The organism is Geodermatophilus sp. SYSU D00079 (assembly GCF_054050635.1).
This window is the reverse complement of record NZ_JBJGZS010000013.1, coordinates 80,273-100,590: the sequence shown is the minus strand read 5'-3', so window position 1 is coordinate 100,590 and position 20,318 is coordinate 80,273. Positions and strand designations below refer to the sequence as shown.

General features: G+C 73.4%; 18 protein-coding genes. 14 read left to right on the top strand and 4 right to left on the bottom strand.

Features of this window, described 5'->3' with window-relative positions; all coding sequences use genetic code 11:
* Positions 1-115 precede the first annotated feature (115 nt).
* From ACI79E_RS12865 to ACI79E_RS12850, 4 genes are read left to right on the top strand one after another with little or no spacing between them, the layout of a single operon-like run.
* Positions 116-1,390: an extracellular solute-binding protein gene (locus ACI79E_RS12865; protein ID WP_456932939.1), complete on the top strand. Its 1,275-nt coding sequence runs from the start codon at positions 116-118 to the stop codon at positions 1,388-1,390.
* Positions 1,391-1,392: 2 nt separating this feature from the next.
* Entirely contained in the window at positions 1,393-2,349 is a 957-nt protein-coding gene (locus ACI79E_RS12860; RefSeq protein WP_456932956.1) for a carbohydrate ABC transporter permease, read from the top strand.
* On the top strand, positions 2,349-3,182 hold the full coding sequence (locus tag ACI79E_RS12855; protein WP_456932938.1) for a carbohydrate ABC transporter permease: 834 nt from the start codon (positions 2,349-2,351) through the stop codon (positions 3,180-3,182). The genes ACI79E_RS12860 and ACI79E_RS12855 overlap by 1 nt, the downstream gene beginning before the upstream one ends.
* A gap of 45 nt (positions 3,183-3,227) precedes the next feature.
* A complete protein-coding gene (locus tag ACI79E_RS12850; RefSeq protein ID WP_456932937.1) occupies positions 3,228-4,505 on the top strand; it encodes an ABC transporter ATP-binding protein in 1,278 nt (425 codons plus the stop codon).
* Positions 4,506-4,534: 29 nt separating this feature from the next.
* Here the strand turns inward: ACI79E_RS12850 and ACI79E_RS12845 are convergent, their stop codons facing one another.
* Positions 4,535-5,002: a GNAT family N-acetyltransferase gene (locus ACI79E_RS12845; RefSeq protein WP_456932936.1), complete on the bottom strand. Its 468-nt coding sequence runs from the start codon at positions 5,000-5,002 to the stop codon at positions 4,535-4,537.
* Positions 4,999-6,015, bottom strand: coding sequence for a carbohydrate kinase family protein (locus ACI79E_RS12840; RefSeq protein ID WP_456932935.1), 1,017 nt, complete (start codon positions 6,013-6,015; stop codon positions 4,999-5,001). The genes ACI79E_RS12845 and ACI79E_RS12840 overlap by 4 nt, the downstream gene beginning before the upstream one ends.
* A gap of 141 nt (positions 6,016-6,156) precedes the next feature.
* On the opposite strand from ACI79E_RS12840, the gene ACI79E_RS12835 reads away from it, so the two are divergent.
* The 3 genes from ACI79E_RS12835 (at position 6,157) to ACI79E_RS12825 (ending at position 8,407) form a co-directional block, all read left to right on the top strand.
* Positions 6,157-6,996, top strand: coding sequence for a PspA/IM30 family protein (locus ACI79E_RS12835; protein ID WP_456932934.1), 840 nt, complete (start codon positions 6,157-6,159; stop codon positions 6,994-6,996).
* A gap of 182 nt (positions 6,997-7,178) precedes the next feature.
* The gene (locus ACI79E_RS12830) at positions 7,179-7,721 is read left to right on the top strand and encodes a cupredoxin domain-containing protein (RefSeq protein ID WP_456932933.1); all 543 of its coding nucleotides are present in this window, start codon (positions 7,179-7,181) and stop codon (positions 7,719-7,721) included.
* A gap of 65 nt (positions 7,722-7,786) precedes the next feature.
* Positions 7,787-8,407 carry a hypothetical protein gene (locus ACI79E_RS12825; protein ID WP_456932932.1) on the top strand — a complete coding sequence of 207 codons (621 nt, stop codon included), beginning with the start codon at positions 7,787-7,789 and terminating at the stop codon, positions 8,405-8,407.
* Between the two features lie 9 nt (positions 8,408-8,416).
* Here the strand turns inward: ACI79E_RS12825 and ACI79E_RS12820 are convergent, their stop codons facing one another.
* The gene (locus ACI79E_RS12820; RefSeq protein ID WP_456932931.1) at positions 8,417-9,271 is read right to left on the bottom strand and encodes a DNA-formamidopyrimidine glycosylase family protein; all 855 of its coding nucleotides are present in this window, start codon (positions 9,269-9,271) and stop codon (positions 8,417-8,419) included.
* Positions 9,272-9,359: 88 nt separating this feature from the next.
* On the opposite strand from ACI79E_RS12820, the gene ACI79E_RS12815 reads away from it, so the two are divergent.
* Positions 9,360-9,944, top strand: coding sequence for an antibiotic biosynthesis monooxygenase (locus tag ACI79E_RS12815; RefSeq protein WP_456932930.1), 585 nt, complete (start codon positions 9,360-9,362; stop codon positions 9,942-9,944).
* An 8-nt stretch (positions 9,945-9,952) separates the two neighbouring features.
* Here the strand turns inward: ACI79E_RS12815 and ACI79E_RS12810 are convergent, their stop codons facing one another.
* A complete protein-coding gene (locus ACI79E_RS12810; protein ID WP_456932929.1) occupies positions 9,953-14,560 on the bottom strand; it encodes an ATP-dependent helicase in 4,608 nt (1,535 codons plus the stop codon).
* A gap of 55 nt (positions 14,561-14,615) precedes the next feature.
* Here ACI79E_RS12810 and ACI79E_RS12805 point away from each other — a divergent pair, with 55 nt between their 5' ends.
* The 6 genes from ACI79E_RS12805 (at position 14,616) to ACI79E_RS12780 (ending at position 20,202) form a co-directional block, all read left to right on the top strand.
* Positions 14,616-15,419: a glycoside hydrolase family 16 protein gene (locus ACI79E_RS12805; protein ID WP_456932928.1), complete on the top strand. Its 804-nt coding sequence runs from the start codon at positions 14,616-14,618 to the stop codon at positions 15,417-15,419.
* A gap of 48 nt (positions 15,420-15,467) precedes the next feature.
* Positions 15,468-16,613, top strand: coding sequence for an acyl-CoA dehydrogenase family protein (locus ACI79E_RS12800; protein ID WP_456932927.1), 1,146 nt, complete (start codon positions 15,468-15,470; stop codon positions 16,611-16,613).
* Positions 16,614-16,637: 24 nt separating this feature from the next.
* On the top strand, positions 16,638-17,912 hold the full coding sequence (locus ACI79E_RS12795) for an MFS transporter (protein WP_456932926.1): 1,275 nt from the start codon (positions 16,638-16,640) through the stop codon (positions 17,910-17,912).
* 159 nt (positions 17,913-18,071) lie between these two features.
* Positions 18,072-18,266 (top strand): DUF3046 domain-containing protein, encoded by a 195-nt coding sequence (locus tag ACI79E_RS12790; protein WP_456932925.1) that lies wholly within the window; start codon positions 18,072-18,074, stop codon positions 18,264-18,266.
* A gap of 177 nt (positions 18,267-18,443) precedes the next feature.
* A complete protein-coding gene (gene recA / locus ACI79E_RS12785) occupies positions 18,444-19,478 on the top strand; it encodes a recombinase RecA (RefSeq protein ID WP_456932924.1) in 1,035 nt (344 codons plus the stop codon).
* A 151-nt stretch (positions 19,479-19,629) separates the two neighbouring features.
* On the top strand, positions 19,630-20,202 hold the full coding sequence (locus tag ACI79E_RS12780) for a regulatory protein RecX (RefSeq protein ID WP_456932923.1): 573 nt from the start codon (positions 19,630-19,632) through the stop codon (positions 20,200-20,202).
* Positions 20,203-20,318 lie beyond the last annotated feature (116 nt).

Sequence of the window (20,318 nt, the reverse complement as noted above, 5' to 3'; positions counted from 1 at the left end):
CCGGAGGGTCGCCGCTCGCCAACGGAGGCGATGACGGTTGTCGAACAGAGGCAGGGTGAGGTCCCGGGAGCGGTCCGCTCCCACGGGGACACCGGCGCGGCGGTCCCGCCGGACGGTGGGGGGCGCGGCGGCGGGGCTGGTCCTGGCGTCCACGCTGGCCGCGTGTGGGGGTGACAGTGGTGGCCCGCCGACGCTGAACTGGTACATCAACCCCGACTCCGGGGGGCAGACGGAGATCGCCGCCCGCTGCAGCGAGGCCTCGGGCGGGGCCTACACGATCGAGACCTCACTGCTGCCCCGGCAGGCCGACGGCCAGCGCGAGCAGCTCATCCGGCGCCTCGCGGCGAACGACGCGTCGATCGACCTCATGAGCCTCGACCCGCCGTTCATCCCCGAGTTCGCGCAGGCCGGCTTCCTCGCCGACATCCCCGACGACGTCGAGCAGCGGGTGACCCAGGACGTCGTGCAGAGCGCCATCGACGGCGCCACCTGGGACGACGAACTGGTCACCGTGCCGTTCTGGGCCAACACCCAGCTGCTCTGGTACCGCAAGTCGGTGGCCGAGGCCGCCGGGCTGGACATGACCCAGCCGGTCACCTGGGACCAGCTCATCGAGGCGGCGCAGTCGCAGGGCAAGCTCCTGGGCGCCCAGGGCACGCGGGCGGAGTCGCTGACGGTGTGGCTCAACGCGCTCATCGAGTCCGCCGGTGGCTCCATCATCGCCGAGAACGCCGAGGACCCCGAGGGGATCCAGCTCGGCCTGGCCAGCCCCGAGGGTGAGCGGGCGGCCGAGGTGATGCAGGCGGTGGCCACCAGCGGGGTGACCAGCGCCGCCTTCTCCACGGAGAACGAGGACGCCGGCGCCACCGGGTTCGAGAGCGAGGACGGCGGCTTCCTGGTCAACTGGCCGTTCATCTGGCCGCGGGCGCTGGCGGCCGTCGAGGCCGGCAGCCTGGACCAGTCGGTCCCCGACGACTACGGCTGGACCATCTACCCGCGGGTCGACGCCGACCAGCCGTCGGCACCGCCCTACGGCGGGATCAACCTCGGCATCGGGGCCTTCAGCGACAACGTGGACCTGGCCCTCGAGGCCGCGGAGTGCATCGTCTCCGAGGAGAACCAGGCGTACTACTTCATCACCAACGGCAACCCGGCGTCCAAGGCCTCGGTCTACGACGACCCGGAGGTCGTCGAGGAATTCCCCCAGGCGCCGGTCATCCGGGAGTCGCTGGAACTGGCCGCGCCGCGGCCGCAGACGCCGTACTACAACGAGATCTCCGTCAGCATCCAGCGCACCTACCACCCGCCGTCGTCGGTCGACCCCGGGTCCACGGGTCAAGAGGCCACCGACCTGATCTCCGCGGTCCTCGCGAAGGAGGAACTGCTGTGAGCATGCAGACCACCCTGGCGCCCGGCGAGACCCGCGAGGCCGCCGCCGGGCCCGCTCCTGGGATCAGCGACCGGTCGCGGGGTGAGCGGCGGCTGGGCTGGCTGCTGGCGGGGCCGGCCTTCCTCGTCATGCTGTTGGTGACGGCCTACCCGATCCTCCAGGCGGTCTACGACTCGCTGTTCGACTTCCGGCTCACCGACCCCGAGAACCGCTCGTTCACCGGGCTCAGCAACTACGGGGTCATCCTCACCGACGCCCTCTGGTGGCGGTCCCTGGGTGTGACGCTGCTGATCACGTTCGTCACCGTCGCCGTCGAACTGGTCCTCGGCTTCGCCCTCGCCCTGGTCATGGCGAAGGCACTGGCGTCGATCCGGCCGGTGGTGCGCGCGGCGATCCTCATCCCGTACGCGGTCATCACCGTCGTGTCGGCCTTCGCCTGGCAGTTCGCCTTCGACATCGACTCCGGGTTCGTGAACTCCTGGTTCGCCTGGCTGCCCGGCATCTCGGCAGACACCGACTGGTTCGGTGGCACCGGCACGTCGCTGTTCGTCATCTGCCTGGCCGAGATCTGGAAGACCACGCCGTTCATCTCGCTGCTGCTGCTGGCCGGTCTGGCACAGGTGCCCGACGTCCTGCAGGAGGCGGCGCAGGTCGACGGCGCGACCTGGTGGCAGCGGATGTGGCGGGTCACCATCCCGAACATGAAGGCGGCGATCATGGTCGCCCTGCTGTTCCGGACGCTGGACGCCTTCCGCATCTTCGACAGCATCTTCGTGATGACCAACGGGGCCAACGGCACCGAGTCGGTGTCGTTCCTGGCCTACCGGCAGACCATCGCCCGGCTGGAGATCGGGCTCGGGTCCGCGGTCTCGGTCCTGCTGTTCCTCGCGGTCGTGCTGATCGCCTTCATCTTCATCAAGGGCTTCAAGGTCGACCTGGCCCAGGCGAGGGGTGAGTGATGTCCACGAAGCTCAAGGTCTGGTGGATCGTCGGCGGGATCCTGATCGTCGTCTACTGCCTGTTCCCGATCGCCTGGATCGTGTCGGTGTCGTTCAAGGCGCCCAGCGACCTGGCCAACGGGTCGTTCCTCCCCTCCGAACCGACGTGGCAGAACTACTCGCTGATCCTCAGCGGCGGGGCCAGCGACCTCTTCCTGCCGGCGCTGCGCAACTCCTTCGGCATCTGCCTCATCGCCACGGCGATCTCCTGCCTGCTGGCGATGTTCGCCGCCTACGCCATCGCCCGGCTGGACTTCCCGGGCAAGAAGCTGATCCTCTCCACGGCCCTGGGTGTGGCGATCTTCCCGGTCATCTCGATCGTGACGCCGCTGTTCAACCTGTGGCGCAACATCGGCCTGTACGACACCTGGCCGGGGCTGATCATCCCGTACCTGTCGCTGACCCTGCCGATCTCCATCTGGACGATGTCGGCGTTCTTCCGCGAGATCCCCTGGGAGATGGAGCAGGCCGCCCAGGTGGACGGCGCCACGACGTGGCAGGCCTTCCGCAAGGTGATCGTCCCGCTCGCCGCCCCGGGGGTCTTCACCACGGCGATCATCGCGTTCTTCATCGCCTGGAACGACTTCATCTACGGGATCTCGCTCACCTCGACCAGCGCGGCTCGGCCGGTCCCGGCGGCTCTCGGTCTCTTCACCGGCGCCTCGCAGTTCGAGGAGCCGACCGGGGCCATCTCCGCGGCGGCGGTCATCGTGACCATCCCCGTCGTGGTGCTGGTCCTCCTCTTCCAGAAGCGCATCGTCGCCGGCCTCACCAACGGCGCGGTCAAGGGCTGATCACGGTGCTGCACACGTCACCCACCCAGCGAGGGGAAATCTGAGATGGCATCGATCGAGATGCGGCACATCGTCAAGCAGTACGGCGACGGGTTCCCGGCCGTGAACGACGTCAGCCTGGACATCGCCGACGGTGAGTTCATGATCCTCGTCGGCCCGTCCGGCTGCGGGAAGTCCACCCTGCTGCGGATGATCGTCGGGCTGGAGGACATCACCAGCGGCGACATGATCATCGGCGGCAAGCGGGTCAACGACCTCGCACCCCGGGACCGCAACCTGTCGATGGTCTTCCAGAACTACGCGCTGTACCCGCACATGACGGTGTACGAGAACATCGCCTTCCCGCTGCGGCTGTCGAAGACGCCGGACGACGAGGTGCGCCGCCGCGTCACCGAGGCCGCCGAGGTGCTGGAGCTCAAGGACCACCTCGAGCGCAAGCCGGCCAACCTCTCCGGTGGGCAGCGGCAGCGGGTCGCGATGGGACGGGCCATCGTCCGCGAGGCCGAGGCGTTCCTCTTCGACGAGCCGCTGTCGAACCTCGACGCCAAGCTGCGTGGTCAGATGCGCACCGAGATCTCCCGGCTGCAGCGCCGCCTCGGGATCACGACCGTCTACGTCACCCACGACCAGACCGAGGCCATGACCCTCGGGGACCGGGTCTGTGTCCTGCGGAAGGGCCGGATCCAGCAGGTCGCCTCGCCGCGGGAGCTCTACGAGCAGCCGGTCAACCTCTTCGTCGCGGGCTTCATCGGCTCGCCGCCGATGAACTTCCTGCCGGCGACCCCCCAGGGCAACCGGCTGAACACGCCGTTCGGAGTCATCGAGATCGACCCGGCCCGGGCCGGGAAGCTCGCCGGCCACGAGTTGCTGCTGGTCGGCATCCGTCCGGAGTACTTCGAGGACGCCTCCCTGGTCGACGAGGCCAAGCGGCCGCTGGGATCGGTGTTCCGCGCGCGGGTCGACGTCACCGAGTGGCTGGGTGACTCCCAGTACGCCTACATCCCGTACGAGGCCCCGGAGGCGATCACCACCCAGCTCCGGGACCTCTCCCGGGAGCTGGACGCCGAGGAGCTGCGCACCCAGGCGATCGTCTCCATCGACGCGACCAGCCGGATCCGCGAGGGTCGGGAGGCGGAGTTCTGGCTGGACAGCCGCAAGGTGCACGTGTTCGACCCGCAGACCGGCGAGAACCTCACCCGGGACGCCGAGGCCGGTGCCCGGCTGACCCAGATGGCCACCGAGGACCGCCTCGAGCAGGTCGAGGACGCCCAGACCCGCGGGCAGACCGTCGGCGGCGGATCGCACCGGGCCGGAGCGGCCTGAGCGGACCCGTCCTCAGCGTCAGCGTCGGCTCAGGGCCGGGGCAGGGACCGCGTCAGCACCAGGCGGTCCTGCCCCGGCCCCGCGCGGTCGGCGGAGAGGTGACCGGTCGCGCCCAGCGAGGTGTGCAGGCCGATGGTCGCGGCGTCGTCCGGCCGGGCCACCGCCTGGACGACGCGCGCGCCGGTGCTGACCGCGAGCTCGTCGAACCAGGCCACCAGCCGGCGGCCGAGGCCGGTGCGCCGCCGGTCGTCCCGCACCGCCAGCAGGTGCACGTAGGCCAGCCGGTCGGCGGTGACGGTGCCGAGCAGGTATCCGGCGTCCCCGCCGTCGTCGGACCGGGCCAGCACCCCGAACCCGCCGAACTGGTCGAACCAGACGGGGTCGTGCAGGGCCCGCGTGTCGACGTCCCAGAACCGGTCGTGCTCGGCCAGCAGTCGCGCCCGGACGACGCCGGCGGACAGCTCGGCGAGCCCGACCAGGGTGACCTCCGGGCTCACCGACGGGCCGCCGCGAGCTCCGCGCGGGTCGGCGGGTCCGCGCCCACGCGGGTGCAGTTGAGCGCCGCGACGAGGGCGGCGTCGTCGACGACCGCGAGCAGCTGCTCGTCGGAGATGCCCTCCAGCGCGGCGCGGGTGGTGGTCCCGGCGGCGAGGAGCCCGGCGAACAACCCGGCGGCGAGCGAGTCGCCGGCGCCCACCGTGTCGACGACGTCCACCCGGGGCGGTTCCCGGTGCAGCAGGGTGCGACCGGGGCGGGCGATGCGCAGCGGGGCACCGCCGTCGGTGAGCAGCACCAGCGCAGCGCCCCGCTCGGCCCAGCGCACGGCGGTCGCGTCGAGGTCGGTCGCGGCGCCGGGCTCGAGCCAGGCGAGGTCCTCCGCGCTGACCTTGACGATGTCGGCCTGCGCCAGCAGCCGGTCCAGCCGGGCGTGCACCGCGGCCCGGCTGTTGCCCAGCGCCGTCCCGACGGGGCCGTCGGCGAGCATCGGCCGGATGTTGGGGTCCACGCTGACCAGGGCCCGGCCCGAGGCGGCCACGCGTTCCACCAGCCGCGCGATCGGGTCGCAGCCGGGCGGGGTCCAGCTGGAGATCGAGCCGACGTGCAGGATCGCCGTCCCGGCGGGGAGGACGGCGGCCAGCTCGTCGTCGGTCCACTGCCAGTCGGCCGCGCCCTGCACGTGGAAGCCGTAGTCCGGCGCACCGTCGGGACCGAGCCCGACGACGGCGAGACTGACCGGCTCACCGGCGGGCACGAAACCGGCCGGGTCCACGCCGGACTGCTCGGCGTGCCGGCGCAGGGCCGGCGCCAGGGGGCCGGTGCCCAGCCGGGCCAGCAGCCGCACCGGGGCGCCCAGCCGGCCCGCGGCGACGGCGACGTTGAGGGCGTTGCCCCCGGGCCGGGCGACGTAGTGCGGGGCGGTGCCCTGCGGGCCGGCACCGGCCTCGGGCACGGGGAGGAGGTCGACGACCAGTTCCCCCAGGACGCTCAGCACCCGGTTCTCGGTGGACACCCCGAGACACTAACGGGGGAACGCCTCCGGGGCGTCCCTGGTGGCTCACGGACCGGCGCACCTGGGACGATGGGCGACGACGACCATCGCTGCGGCCCGCCGGGGTGACCGGTGGACGATCCGCGCCGAGCAGGAGGACCCATGCCCAACCCGTTCGTCAAGCTGTGGAAGTACCTCACGGCCTCCGCCAACGCGAAGATCGACGAGAAGGCCGACCCGAAGATCCAGATCGCGCAGGCGATCGAGGCCGAGCAGCAGCGGCACCAGGCCCTGGCGAACCAGGCGGCGGCCGTCCTCGGCAACCAGCGGCAGCTGGAGATGCGCCTCAACCGGCAGCTCGGCGAGGTCGAGAAGCTGCAGGCCTCGGCCCGGCAGGCGCTCGTGCTCGCCGACAACAGCCGGGCCGGTGGTGACGCAGCCAAGGCCAGCGAGTACGAGAACGCCGCCCAGGCGTTCGCCACCCAGCTGGTCGCCGCCGAGCAGGCGATGGAGGACCTCAAGCGCAGCCACGACGAGGCGCTCCAGGCCGCGGAGCAGGCCCGCGGCGCGGTCGAGCAGAGCCGGATGCGCCTGCAGACGACGCTCGCGGAGCGCACCAAGCTGATGAGCCAGCTGGAGCAGGCGCGGATGCAGGAGCACGTCGCCGCCTCCCTCAAGCAGGTCAACGAGCTGTCGGCGCCGGGCAACACGCCCAGCCTCTCGGAGGTCCGCGACAAGATCGAGGCGCGGTACGCCAACGCCCTGGGGCAGGCCGAGCTGGCCCAGACCTCGGTCGAGGGCCGCATGCTCGAGGTGCAGAAGGCGACCCTCGACGTCGCGGGGGCCTCGCGGCTGGACCAGATCCGGGCGTCGATGGGCGGCCAGACGGCGGTCACCGGCGGCGCCGCGAACCCCGCGCTGGAGCAGGGGGCGCCGTCGGTGCCCACGCCGGAGGCGCAGCCCGCCGCCCAGCCGGCCGAGCGCCCGGAGAGCACCGCCTGACCCACCCTCCAGCTCCACCTCGACGGGCCGGCCGCGTACAGCGCCCGGCCCGTCGTGCTGTGGTGACCCGCGGTCACGACACCCAGTCGTTCCTCTGGCCTCCCCACCATGGGGGACTGCCCTCGATCGGGTGAATACCTGAAGTCTCAAGTATGCCAGGTACCCGCTTCAGAGGAGGAGCGATGCAGCAACTGAGGAAGATCGTGATCGCACTGGCGCTCGCGCTCGTGGTGGTCCCACTCCTGAGCAGTACGGCGCAGGCCAAGGGGCCCAGGACGGAGACCATCGAGCTCCGGGACCAGTGCGAGCGCGCGAGCTTCGACGCCGAGTTCGGCGCGGGCTTCTGCGCCTACGCCGACCCGTCGCGGGACGGCAGCGTCTCCCTGGCGGAGTTCCGTGCAGAGCTCGCCGACGGTGGCCACGGCGCGTGGTGGAACCGCAAGCGGGACATCACCCTGGACAAGGGTGACCGTCTCCAGGCCACGAACGTGGGCGGCATCGTGCACACCTTCACCGAGGTGTCGCAGTTCGGCGCCGGCTGCGTCCCGGAGTGGAACCAGGCCGTGCCCGGGCAGCCCGACGTCTGTGACTTCGCCGAGTTCGGCCAGACGCTCGTCCTGCAGGGCAACACCAGCACCGCGGTCACGCCGACGGTCGGCAGGCACCTGTTCCAGTGCCTCATCCACCCGTGGATGCGGACGGTCGTGACGGTCGAGGCGGACTGACCCACCGATCGCCGAGCCGTCGGCCCCGTGGTCGGCGGCTCGGCCCGCCCGTCAGGAGGCCCTCCGTGCGTCGCCCACTCCTCGTCCTGTCCGTCGCCACCCTGCTGTGCGGCTGCGGCAGTTCCACCGCCGACCCGGTCGCGACCGCCGGTGCTGCGACCGCACCGCCCGCGGCGGCGAGCGCGGCACCGTCCGTCGCCGCGGCCGTCGGGGCCCCGACGGCCGCCCCGACGACCGGCGACCTGCTGACCCGCTGCTCCGACGACCTCGCCGACGCCGCCGCCCTCGACCTGGCCGGCGCGGTGCTCGTCCGGCAGGGCGACGTGCTGGTCACGGCCTTCGCCCTCGGGGCGCCGCCGGCGCCGCAGGGCGGGGCGTTCCTCACCGTCGAGCTGCGCAGCGCCGACGGCTCGACCGCCCACCAACTGGGCGTCGAGCTCCTCGCCGGGCAGCCGGTGGCGGCCTACGTGGCCGCCTCGCCCACCGCCGAGCCGCAGGTGCTCACCGGGACCGTGCACGTCGAGGGGGCCGAGGTCCACGCCGCCTTCCCCGCCGCCGTGCTGGACGACCTGGGGGAGGGGTGGCGCTGGTACGCCTTCACGGGCACCGACGCCACGCCGGTGGCGGACACGTGCCCCGCTGCGGGGACGTCCGGCGACGACGTCCCGCTGGTCGTCGTCCCGTGACGCGGGACGTCAGTACCGGGTCGCGGCCGGGGACGGCCGGCCGGGCTCGCCCGTGCGGGCGGTGGGGTCGACCGGGGAGCGGGCCGCCTGGCAGCGAGGGCACCACCACGTCACGCGTTCCTGCAGATCCGGGCCCTGCTCACCGAGCAGGACCGGGGTGCCGCAGCGCCGGCAGGGGCGGCCCTTGCGACCGAAGACCCAGTGGTCCTCGCCGCGGCGCAGGCTCCCGGTGGTGCTCTGCTCGGGGTGCTCACGGTTGGCCAGCATGAGCGTGCGGGCCCGGTCGACCAGTCCGGGGAGGTCCGGGACGTCGGCCACCCGGATCCAGGGGTGCACGCCGCAGACGAACAGGGACTCGACCTTGTAGAGGTTGCCGATGCCGGCGAGGTTGCGCTGGTCGAGCAGCGCGACGCCGATCTGCTCGTCGGGGTGCGACCGCAGCCGCCGCAGCGCCTCGTCCAGGTCCCAGTCGGGGCCCAGGACGTCGGGGCCGAGGTGGCCGACCAGCTGGTCCTCGTGCGCGGTGCGCACCAGGGCCACGTCGTGCAGCCGGTAGCCGACGCACTCCCACTGCTCGGTGCTCAGCACCGCCCGGACGTCGAAGGCCGGACCACCGCGCCACCGGGAGCCGGGGCGGTAGATGTGCCAGCTGCCGTCCATGCGGAAGTGGGTGCGCAGCGTCCACCCGTCGGCGAACCGGATGAGCAGGTGCTTGCCGCGGGGGACCACCTCGGTGACCGACCGCCCGGCGAGGTCGGTCGCCGCCAGCTGGGGCACCCGCAGCTCCCCACGGCGCAGCGCAGCCCCGGCGAGCGCGGTGTGCATGCGCTTGGCTGCCAGCCACACGGTGTCTCCCTCGGGCACGCCGCCAGTGTCCCCTGCGCGCTCGGGACCTGCTGTGAGACCGCTGACAGCCGGGATGACGGCGGGGTCTCTCAGTGCTGAGGTATCCGTGGCCGTCCCGACCCTGATCCGCGCCCGCCTGCCCCGGCGTGAGGTGGCCGGCCGGAGCCCCGAGCCGGTGACCGTCACCGTCGCGCGGGTGGTCCGACCGCACCGCCGGCAGGCGTTCGAGCGGTGGGCCGCCGACGTGCTCGCGCTCGCCGCGACCTACCCCGGCAACCTCGGCGGCACCCTGCTCAAGCCCGGGCTCGGCAGTTCGGAGTACCACCTGGTCTACCGCTTCCGGGACGACGCCTCGCTGGCCGCCTGGGAGGCCTCCGAGCAGCGGCACCAGGCGCTGGCGCGGATGCAGGAGATGATCGACGAGGAGCGGTACGCGCGGGTCGCGGGGCTGGACAGCTTCTTCACCCGGCCGGCGACGCCGGGGCCGCGGTGGCGCTCCACGGTGCTCACGATCGCCGCGGTCTTCCTGATCACCTCGACGCTGCAGGTGCTGGTCATGCCGCACATCGCCGGATGGCCCTGGCCCCTGCGGCTGCTGCTGTCGGCGTGCATCGTCGTGGTGCTGCTCGGTTTCGTCGTGATGCCCACCCTGACCCGCCTGTTCGCCCGCTGGCTGCGACCGGACCGCTGACCCCGCGGTCAGGCCCGCAGGCGCAGCCCGCGGGGGGTGGCGGCGAACCCGGCACTCTGCAGCGCCGCCGACAGCGGCGTCGACTCGTGCACCGACGCCCCGTCGGCCTTCTGCACCACCATCCGGCCGAGCGCGCCGGCGGCCGCGGCACCGGAGAGCGCCGTCGCGGCCTCCTTGAGCACCGTCTCGTCCTCGGTCCAGGACAGCAGGGTCTTGCCGCCCCGCTCGACGTACAGCACCAGCTCGCCGTCGACCAGCACCACCAGTGCGCCGGCCTTGCGCCCGGCCCGGTGGCCCGCCCCGGGCCGGCGGGCACCGATGCCCTCGCCGACGTCCACGGCCTCGTCGTCTCCGCCGGTGGTGCGCTCCGGCCAGGGCAGTGCGGCGCCGTAGACGTTGGCGGGGTCGGTCGCGGCCAGCACCACCGCGCCGCCGGGCACCCGGTCGGGTGAGGCGAAGCTGCGCAGCCGGTCGACCGACCCCGGCGTGCCGAACTGGGCGGCGCCGAGGGTCTCGACGAAGTAGCCGCGCCGGGCCCGGCCGTTCTCCTCGAAGGCCCGGAGCACGGGGTAGACCGCGGGGAAGCCGCCGGGCACCTGTTCGGCCATCACCGCGCCGCGGGTGAGCACGCCGTGCCGTTCGAGCAGCGCCTCCGCGCGGGCGGTCGTCCGCCTGGTCGGGTTGTCGTCGCGGTCGGGCAGCCGGGACCAGCGCCCGGCGACCGTCGGCGGCCCGGTACGGGTGGGCATCGCCGGCCGGCCCAGCCGGGGACGCCCGTAGCGGGTGCGGTCCAGCCGGGCCCGCGGCGGTGCCGGCTGCCGCTTGTGCGTGCCGCCGCCGGACAGCCGGGTGCGCAACGGGGCCAGGGTGTCGTTGGTGAGCAGCCCGGCCCAGACGAGGTCCCAGAGGACGTCGGCCAGCGCGGTGTCGTCGGTGGCGCCGACGAGGTCGGACAACCCGCGGAAGAACAGCGCCTGCCCTGCCCCCAGCCGCTCGAGGACCGCAGAGCCGAGGCCGCCCGCACCGTCGTCGCCGACCCCACCCAGCTCCAGTGGCTCGGGCAGCAGCTGCGGCGCGAGGTCGGCCGGGACGAGGCTGATCCACCCGTCGCCGCCGGGCAGCCCGCCGGCTCCGGCCCACAACACCTCGCCGGCGCTGGTGAGCTCGTCGAGCATCGCGGGCGAGTAGTCGCGCACCCGGGCCGGCAGCACCAGGGACTCCAGCGCGCTGGCCGGCACCAGTGCGCCGGCCAGCTGCTCGACGACGGCCAGCACGCCGTCCGGCCCGCGCATCCGGCTGCCCACCGACTGCCAGGAGGGCGTGAACCGCGCGAGCGTGCCGACCGGCACCGGCTCGACCTCCTGGCGCAGCCGGGCGAGGCTGCGCCGGCGGATGGAGCGCAGCACGTCGGCGTCGCACCACTCCTGCCCGGTGCCCCCGGGCCGGAACTCGCCGGTGACCAGGCGGCCGGTGCCCACGAGGCGCTGCACCGTCGCGGTGACGACGGCGACGCCCAGGCCGAGTCGCTGGGCGACCTCGCCGGGCTGGAAGGGGCCGTGCGTGCGGGCGTAGCGGCCCACCAGATCACCCAGCGGGTCCGGCACGGGTTCGGTGAAGACCTCGGGCACGCCGACGGGGAGGGCCGTGCCCAGGGCGTCGCGGAGGCGGCCGGCGTCCTCGATCGCCACGTGCCGCTCCTCACCGGCGATGCGCACCACGAGCGCGCGCCGGGCCGCGACCAGCTCGTCGAGCCACTCCCGGGGGACGCCGCGGGCGGCGGCCTCGGCGGGGGTCAGGTCTCCGACGAGGCGCAGCAGGTCGGCCGCGCCGTCCAAACCGCGGGGGTGCCGGTCCGCCGGCAGGCGCTGGAGCTCGGACTCCACCTCGGCGAGGGCCTCGGCGTCGAGCAGCTCCCGCAGCTCGGAACGGCCGAGCAGCTCCGCGAGCAGGCCGGTGTCCAGGGCGAGCGCCTGGGCCCGCCGCTCGGCCAGCGGAGCATCGCCCTCGTACAGGAACTGCCCGACGTAACCGAACAGCAGCGACTGGGCGAAGGGTGAGGCGGCCTGGGTCTGCACGTCCACCACGCGCACCCGGCGGGCCCGCACGTCGCTCATGAGCTCGACCAGCCCCGGCACGTCGTAGACGTCCTGCAGCACCTCGCGGGCGGCCTCCAGCGTGATCGGGAAACTGGAGAACTCACTCGCCACGGCCAGCAGCTGCGCGGCTCGCTGCCGCTGCTGCCACAGGGGGGTGCGGCGGCGTGGGTCGCGCCGGGGGAGCAGGAGCGCCCGTGCGGCACACTCGCGGAACCGGCTGGCGAACAGGGCGGAGGTGCCGACCTCGGCGGTCACCTCCCGCTCCACGTCGTCGGGGTCGAGGACGGCGAGATCGGCCTCGGGCGGTTCACCGGTGGTGTCCGGCAGCCGCAGCACGATCCCGTCGTCGGAGTGCATCGACGCGACGTCGACGCCGTAGCGCTCCCGCAGGCGGGCGGCCAGCACCAGTGCCCACGGGGCGTTGACCTGCGCCCCGAAGGGGGAGTGCACGACCAGACGCCAGTCGCCGAGCTCGTCCCGGAAGCGCTCGACGAGCAGTGTCCGGTCGTCGGGCAGGTGGCCGGTGGCCTGCTTCTGCTCGGTGAGGTAGGTGAGCAGGTTGGCCGCGCCCCACTCGTCCAGCCCGGCGGCCCGTGCCCGGTCCAGGCCGGCCGCGGGGGTGGCGGAACCCACCTCCCGGAGGAAGGCGCCCAGGGCCCGGCCGAGCTCCAGGGGGCGGCCGGGGGCGTCACCGTGCCAGAACGGCATCTTGCCGGGCTGGCCCGGGGCGGGGCTGACCAGCACCCGGTCGTGGGTGATCTCCTCGATCCGCCACGAGGAGGAGCCGAGCAGGAAGACGTCGCCCACCCGGGACTCGTAGACCATCTCCTCGTCCAGCTCGCCGACCCGCCGTCCGCCGGACCCCTCCCCGCCGACCAGGAAGACGCCGAACAACCCGCGGTCGGGGATGGTGCCGCCGCTGGTCACCGCCAGCCGCTGCGCGCTGCTGCGGGCGGTGAGGGTGTCGGTGACGCGGTCCCAGGTGAGCCGGGGACGGAGCTCGGCGAACGCGTCGGAGGGATAGCGCCCCGCCAGCATGTCGAGGACGGCGTGCAGCGCGGACTCCGGCAGTGAGGCGAAGGGCGCCGACCGCCGCACCAGCCCGGCGACCTCGTCGACCGTGCGGGGCCGCTCGGAGACGATCGCCACGACCTGCTGGGCGAGGACGTCCAGCGGGTTGCGCAGGTAGCGGATGGACTCGATGGCGCCGGCCTTCATGCGCTCGGCGACCAGCGCGCACTGCACGAGGTCGCCGCGGTACTTGGGGAACAGCACGCCGCGGCTGACCGCGCCCACCTGGTGCCCGGCCCGGCCCACGCGTTGCAGGCCCGAGGCCACGGTCGGCGGCGCCTCCACCTGCACGACCAGGTCGACCGCGCCCATGTCGATGCCGAGCTCGAGGCTGGAGGTGGCCACCACCGCCGGCAGCCGGCCGGACTTCAGTGCCTCCTCGACGACGGCCCGTTGCTCGCGGGACACCGAGCCGTGGTGGGCAGCGGCGACGGGCTGCACGCCCTCGGGGACCCCACCACCGGAGCCGGCCTGGGCCATGAGGGCCGCGGCGTTGGTGCCGGGCGGCACCGTCTCACCGGTCGCCCGCTCGTAGGCCAGCTCGTTGAGCCGGCTGGTCAGCCGCTCGGCCAGCCGCCGGGAGTTGGCGAAGACGATCGTGCTGCGGTGCGCCTGCACCAGGTCCAGCACCCGCTCCTCGACCGCCGGCCAGATCGACGACCGCGGCTGGTTGCCGGCCGCCGAGCCGTCCAGCTCACCCGTCGGCTGACCCAGCGTGCTCATGTCCTCGACCGGGACGACGACCGAGAGGTCCCACTCCTTCGCCGAGCCGGGGGCGACCACCTCCACCGGACGGCCGCCGGCGAGGAAGGTGGCGACCTCCTCGATGGGGCGCACGGTGGCCGACAGGCCGATCCGCTGCGCCGGGCGCTCGAGCAGCTCGTCGAGCCGGTCGAGGGAGACCGCCATGTGGGCACCGCGCTTGGTGTCGGCGACGGCGTGCACCTCGTCGACGATGACCGTCTCGACACCGCGCAGCGCCTCCCGCGCCGAGCTCGTCAGCAGCAGGAACAGCGACTCGGGGGTGGTGATGAGGATGTCGGTGGGCCGGCGGGTGAAGGCCCGCCGCTCGTCGGCCGGGGTGTCGCCGGAGCGGATGCCGACCTGGATCTCCGGCCGGGGCAGGCCCAGGCGGGCGGCGGCCTGACCGATGCCGGCCAGTGGGGCGCGGAGGTTGCGCTCGACGTCCACCGCGAGCGCCTTGAGCGGGGAGACGTAGAGGACCCGGCAGCGGGCACGCTCGTCGGCCGGCGGCGGGGTGCTGGCCAGCCGGTCGAGGGACCAGAGGAACGCCGCGAGCGTCTTCCCCGAGCCCGTGGGGGCGACCACGAGGGCGTGCCCACCGCTGCTGATGGCCTCCCACGCGCCCGCCTGGGCCGGGGTCGGCTCGGCGAAGGCGCCGGTGAACCACGCCCGGGTGGGCTCGGAGAACCGGTCGAGAGCGGTCACGGCCCCAGTCTCCACAGGGGTACGACACTCTGCCGGACTGCCAGGATCACCGGTCATGACCTGCGCCCGATCGGGGTACGAGCTGGAGGTCGAGGACACGTTCGACGGCGGTGTCCCCGACCCGTCCCTGTGGCTGCCCTACTACCTGCCGCACTGGAGCTCCCGGTCGGCAGCCGCGGCCCGGTACCGCCCCGGCGGTGCACACCTGCACCTGGTGGTGGAGGAGGACCAGCCGCCGTGGTGCCCGGAGTTCGACGGGGAGGTCCGCGTCTCCTCCCTGCAGACGGGGTCGTACGCGGGACCGCTGGGCAGCGGGGTCGGCCAGCACCGGTTCACCCCCGCCGCCGTCGTGCGGGAGGAGCAGCGACCGACGCGTCTGTACACGCCGCGGTACGGGTTCTTCGAGATCCGGGCCCGGGTGGACGACGACCCGGCGGCCATGGGGGCGCTGTGGATGATCGGCTACGAGGACGCCCCGGAACGGTCGGCGGAGATCTGCGTCTTCGAGGTGTTCGGGCGCGCCGTCGGGCCGGACCGCGTCGACGTCGGCATGGGCGTGCACCCCTTCGGCGACCCGCGGATCACCGACGAGTTCACCACCCGCACCCTCCCGATCGACGCCCGGGACTTCCACGTGTACGCCGTGGAGTGGACTCCGGAGCGGATCGTCTTCTCCGTCGACGACGAGGTGGTGACCGTCGTGGACCAGTCGCCGGACTACCCGATGCAGTTCATGCTCGACGTCTACGCCCTGCCGGGGCCCGACGGCGCACCGCCGCCGGGGCCGTGGCCCAAGGAGCTCGTCGTCGACTGGTTCCGGGGGTACCGGCCGGCCGGCACGGCGCCCCGGTGGCCCTGAGGCGCCGATGTGCCGGGGAGCGCGCCGGGGTCCGGCAGACTGACCGCCATGCGCCGTTCCCTGTACGAGGCCGAGCACGAGGACTTCCGCGAGATGGTCCGGGCCTGGGCCGAGAAGACCGTCGTCCCCTTCCACGAGCAGTGGGAGAAGGCGGGCATCGTGCCGCGCGAGGTGTGGACGTCGGCCGGCGCGCAGGGGCTGCTCGGCATCGACATGGACGAGGAGTACGGGGGCGGGGGTGTCCGTGACTTCCGCTACCAGGCGGTGATCGACGAGGAGCTGATGCGCATCGGCGCCACCGGGGTCGGCTTCGCCCTGCACAACGACGTGGCCGGGCCGTACCTGCGCGACCTGGGCACCGACGAGCAGAAGCGGCGCTGGCTGCCCGGCTTCTGCAGCGGTGAGCTGATCACCGCCATCGCGATGACCGAGCCCGCGGCCGGCAGCGACCTGCAGGGCATCCGGACGACGGCCCGCCGCGACGGCGACGCCTGGGTCCTCAACGGCTCCAAGACCTTCATCACCAACGGCATCAACGCCGACCTGGTCATCGTGGTGGCCCGCACCGACCCTGAGGCCCCCGGTTCCAAGGGCCTCAGCCTGCTGGTCGTGGAGCGGGACATGCCCGGCTTCACCCGGGGCCGGAACCTGGAGAAGGTCGGCCTCAAGGCGCAGGACACCGCCGAGCTGTTCTTCGACGACGTGCGGGTGCCGGTGGAGAACCTCCTCGGCACGGAGAACCGCGGCTTCCACCACCTCATGGAGAACCTGCCGCAGGAGCGGCTGTCGATCGCCGTCGGCGCGGTCGCCGCGGCCGAGACGGTGCTCGCCCACACCGTCGAGTACGTCACCGGGCGCACGGCGTTCGGCAAGCCGGTGAGCAGCTTCCAGAACACCCGGTTCGTGCTCGCCGAGCTGCAGACCGAGCTGACGATCGCCCGGACGTTCATCGACGAGTGCATGCGGCAGCTCAACAGCGGCGACCTCACGCCGGTCGACGCCGCCATGGCCAAGTACTGGACCACGGAGCTGCAGAACAAGGTCGCCGACCGGTGCCTGCAGCTGCACGGCGGCTACGGCTACATGGACGAGTACCCCGTCTCCAAGGCCTGGCGCGACGCCCGCATCCAGCCGATCTACGGCGGCACGAACGAGATCATGCGCGAGATCATCGGCCGCTCCCTCGGCCTGTAGCACCGACGACCGGGGACCCGTGCCATGACGTCGATGATCGACCCGGCCCGCGTGCAGCGCCGGACCGTCGGGGTGCTCAGCGCCGGGGTGGCGCTGGCCGGGCTGGGGGTCACCGTGGGCATCACGGTCGGCGGCCTCCTCGCCCGGGACGTCGCCGGCACCGACACCGCCGCCGGGCTGGGACAGACGGCCGGCGTGCTCGGGGCCGCGGTCGTCGCCGTCCCCCTCGCGCGGATCAGCGACCGGGCCGGTCGTCGTGCCGGGCTGGCTGCCGGGTACTCCGTCGCCGTCCTCGGCGCGGTGGTCACGATCGTCGCGGCGGTGGTCTCCTCCCTGCCGTTGCTGCTCGTGGGTCTGTTCGCCTTCGGCGCGTCGACCGCGTGCGGCCTCCAGGCCCGGTACGCGGCGGCCGACCTCGCCACACCCGAGCACCGCGGGCGCGCGCTCTCGCTCGTGGTGTGGGCGACGACCGTCGGCTCCGTGCTGGGCCCGAACCTCGCCGGCCCGGGCGCGGGGCTGGGCACCGCGCTGGGGCTGCCCGCCCTCGGTGGCGCCTTCGTCATCGCGTTCGTGGTCTTCACCGTGGTGGCGGCCGGCGTCCTGCTCCTGCTGCGGCCGGACCCGCTGCTGCTCGCGCGGCGGTTGCGCGGGGCCGGGGCCGCAGGTGCTCCGCGCCCGCGACGGGCCACGGCCGCGGCGCTGCGCGCGGTGTGGGCCGACCCCGGTGGCCGGCTCGGGGTCACCGCGGTGGTGGTCTCCCACGCCGTCATGGTCGGGGTCATGGTGATGACGCCGGTCCACATGGGGCACGCCGGCGGGCCCGAGGGGGCGACGCTGCGGGTGATCGGCGTCGTGATCAGCGTCCACGTCGCCGGCATGTACCTGTTCTCCCCGGTGGTCGGGATGCTGGCCGACCGAGCCGGTCGGCGGACGACGGTGGCGCTGGCTGCGGGCCTGTTGCTCGCCGCCGCGGCGCTGGCCGGCACTGCCGGGCCCGGGGACGCCGTCCAGCTCGGCGTGGCCCTCCTGCTGCTCGGGCTGGGGTGGTCCTGCGGGTTGATCGCCGGCTCCACGCTGGTGACCGAGTCGGTGGGGGAGGAGCTGCGGCCGACCGCACAGGGCGGGACGGACCTGCTGATGGGCCTCGGCGCGGCCCTCGCCGGAGCCGTCGGCGGCCCTCTGCTCGCCCTCGGCGGCTACGGGCTGGTGGCTGTGGTCTCCGCGGCGCTGGTCCTGCCCCTCGTCGCGGTGTGGGCCCGCACCGGTGGTGCCGAGGCGGTCGCTCAGCGGCCCCGGTAGTTGCGGTACAGCAGGACGAGGGACACCAGCAGGCAGAGGGCGATGCCGATCTCGAGGACCAGGTCCCAGGTCGCCGAACCCGTGGTGGGGAACACACCGCCAGCGTAGGAGGCGCTCGTCGCCACCGGCTGCCCGCCGACGCGCGCTAGCGTCGAGCACGTGCGCCTGCAGGATTTCTGGTCCCGACTCACCGAGCAGTTCGGCTCCATGCGCGCCGAGAGCGTGGCGCGGGACCACGTCTTCTCCTCGCTCGGCGGGCGCAGCGCGGTGGAGGCCCTCGAGGCCGGCCTGCCGGTGCGCCGCGTGTGGCTGGCCATCTGTGAGGAGTACGACGTCCCGCGCAAGGACCGCTGACTCCTGGGACCGGCGTGTCATGCTGGCACTCGAACACACGTTCGGGCTAGATTGGTCTGCGCAGTCCACAGGCCGGGCGCTCGTCCACAGGTCCGCCGGATCCCCCGGAAGTGTCAGACCCCCGCTCTAGCGTCGGCACCGACCCGCTTCCACGCGACTCCACCGAAGGTGAGCACCATGGCAACGCTCGACCGCGACAAGGCCCTCGACATGGCCCTCGCCCAGATCGACAAGCAGTTCGGCAAGGGCTCGGTCATGCGGCTGGGCGACAACGCCGCACAGGCGATCAAGGTCATCCCCACCGGTTCCATCGCCCTCGACATCGCCCTCGGCATCGGCGGCCTGCCGCGCGGCCGCGTCATCGAGGTGTACGGCCCCGAGGCCTCCGGCAAGACGACGGTCGCCCTGCACGCGGTGGCCAACGCCCAGGCCGCCGGCGGCATCGCGGCGTTCATCGACGCCGAGCACGCGCTCGACCCCGAGTACGCCCGCGCGATCGGGGTGGACACCGACGCGCTGCTGGTCAGCCAGCCCGACACCGGGGAACAGGCGCTGGAGATCGCCGACATGCTCATCCGCTCCGGCGCGCTCGACATCATCGTCATCGACTCCGTCGCCGCCCTCGTGCCGCGCGCCGAGATCGAGGGCGAGATGGGTGACAGCCACGTCGGTCTGCAGGCCCGGCTGATGAGCCAGGCGCTGCGCAAGATCACCGGTGCGCTCAACAACTCCGGCACCACCGCGATCTTCATCAACCAGCTGCGCGAGAAGGTCGGCGTCGTCTACGGCTCCCCGGAGGTCACCACCGGTGGCCGTGCGCTGAAGTTCTACTCGTCGGTCCGGCTCGACGTGCGGCGCATCGAGACCCTCAAGCAGGGCACCGAGGCCGTCGGCAGCCGGGTGCGCGTCAAGGTGGTCAAGAACAAGGTGGCCGCGCCGTTCAAGCAGGCCGAGCTCGACCTGCTCTGGGGTCAGGGCTTCAGCCGCGAGGGCGGGCTCATCGACGCCGGCGTCGAGCAGGGGTTCATCCGCAAGTCCGGTGCCTGGTACACGTACGAGGGCGACCAGCTCGGTCAGGGCAAGGAGAACGTCCGCTCGTTCCTGCGGGACAACCCCGACCTCGCCGACGAGATCGAGAAGAAGGTCAAGGAGAAGCTCGGCATCGGCCCGCAGCTCGACGCGCCCGCCGCGGCCGAGACGCCCGACTTCTGAGCCGGTGAGTGGCTGGCCTGAGGCACGGGGCCGCTCCGGTCTCGACCGCCGGCGCGGGCGGCGTCCCCAACTGTCCCCTGACCCGGACAGTGCGGATGCCGCCCGGCCGGGCGGTCCACCGAGCGAGGACGAGCCCGGCGATCCCGAGCAGGTGGCCCGCTCGATCTGCCTGCGCGCCCTGACCGGCGCGCCCAAGACCCGGCAGCAACTCGCCGACCTGCTCGCCAAGCGGGGCGTCCCCGACGACGCCGCGGAACGGGTGCTCGACCGGTTCGGGGAGGTCGGCCTCATCGACGACGCCGCCTTCGCCCGGGCCTGGGTGACCTCGCGTCAGGCGGGCCGCGGCCTGTCGCGACGAGCGCTCAAGGCCGAACTGCGGGCCAAGGGCATCGACGGCGAGGTCGCCGAGGAGGCGGTCACCCTGGTCGACGACCAGGACGAGTGGGACGCGGCACGACGGCTCGTGGCGCGGCGGGTGGCCGGCCTGCGTCGCGTCGACCGGGCCACCGCCGAACGTCGCCTGATCGGCATGCTGGCCCGCAAGGGGTACGGCGGCGGGCTGGCGTCCTGGGTGGTCCGCGAGGCGTTGGACGCGGACGGTGCCGCGGTGGACGCCGCGGAGGAGGCCCTCGACGACGACCTCGACGTCAGCATCCCGGTCGATGTCGGGAACCGGGGCCCCGAACGCCATCCTGAGCTCGGTCTGGACGCCTGGCTGCCCTGAGCGACCCCACCGCGGGTCTCCCGGCAGGAACCCCGACACCTCCACCTCCCGGCGACCCCCGGCAGACCGGAGCCCTGGACCGCTGGTCAGCGAGCGTGACCGGCCGGACGCCGGCT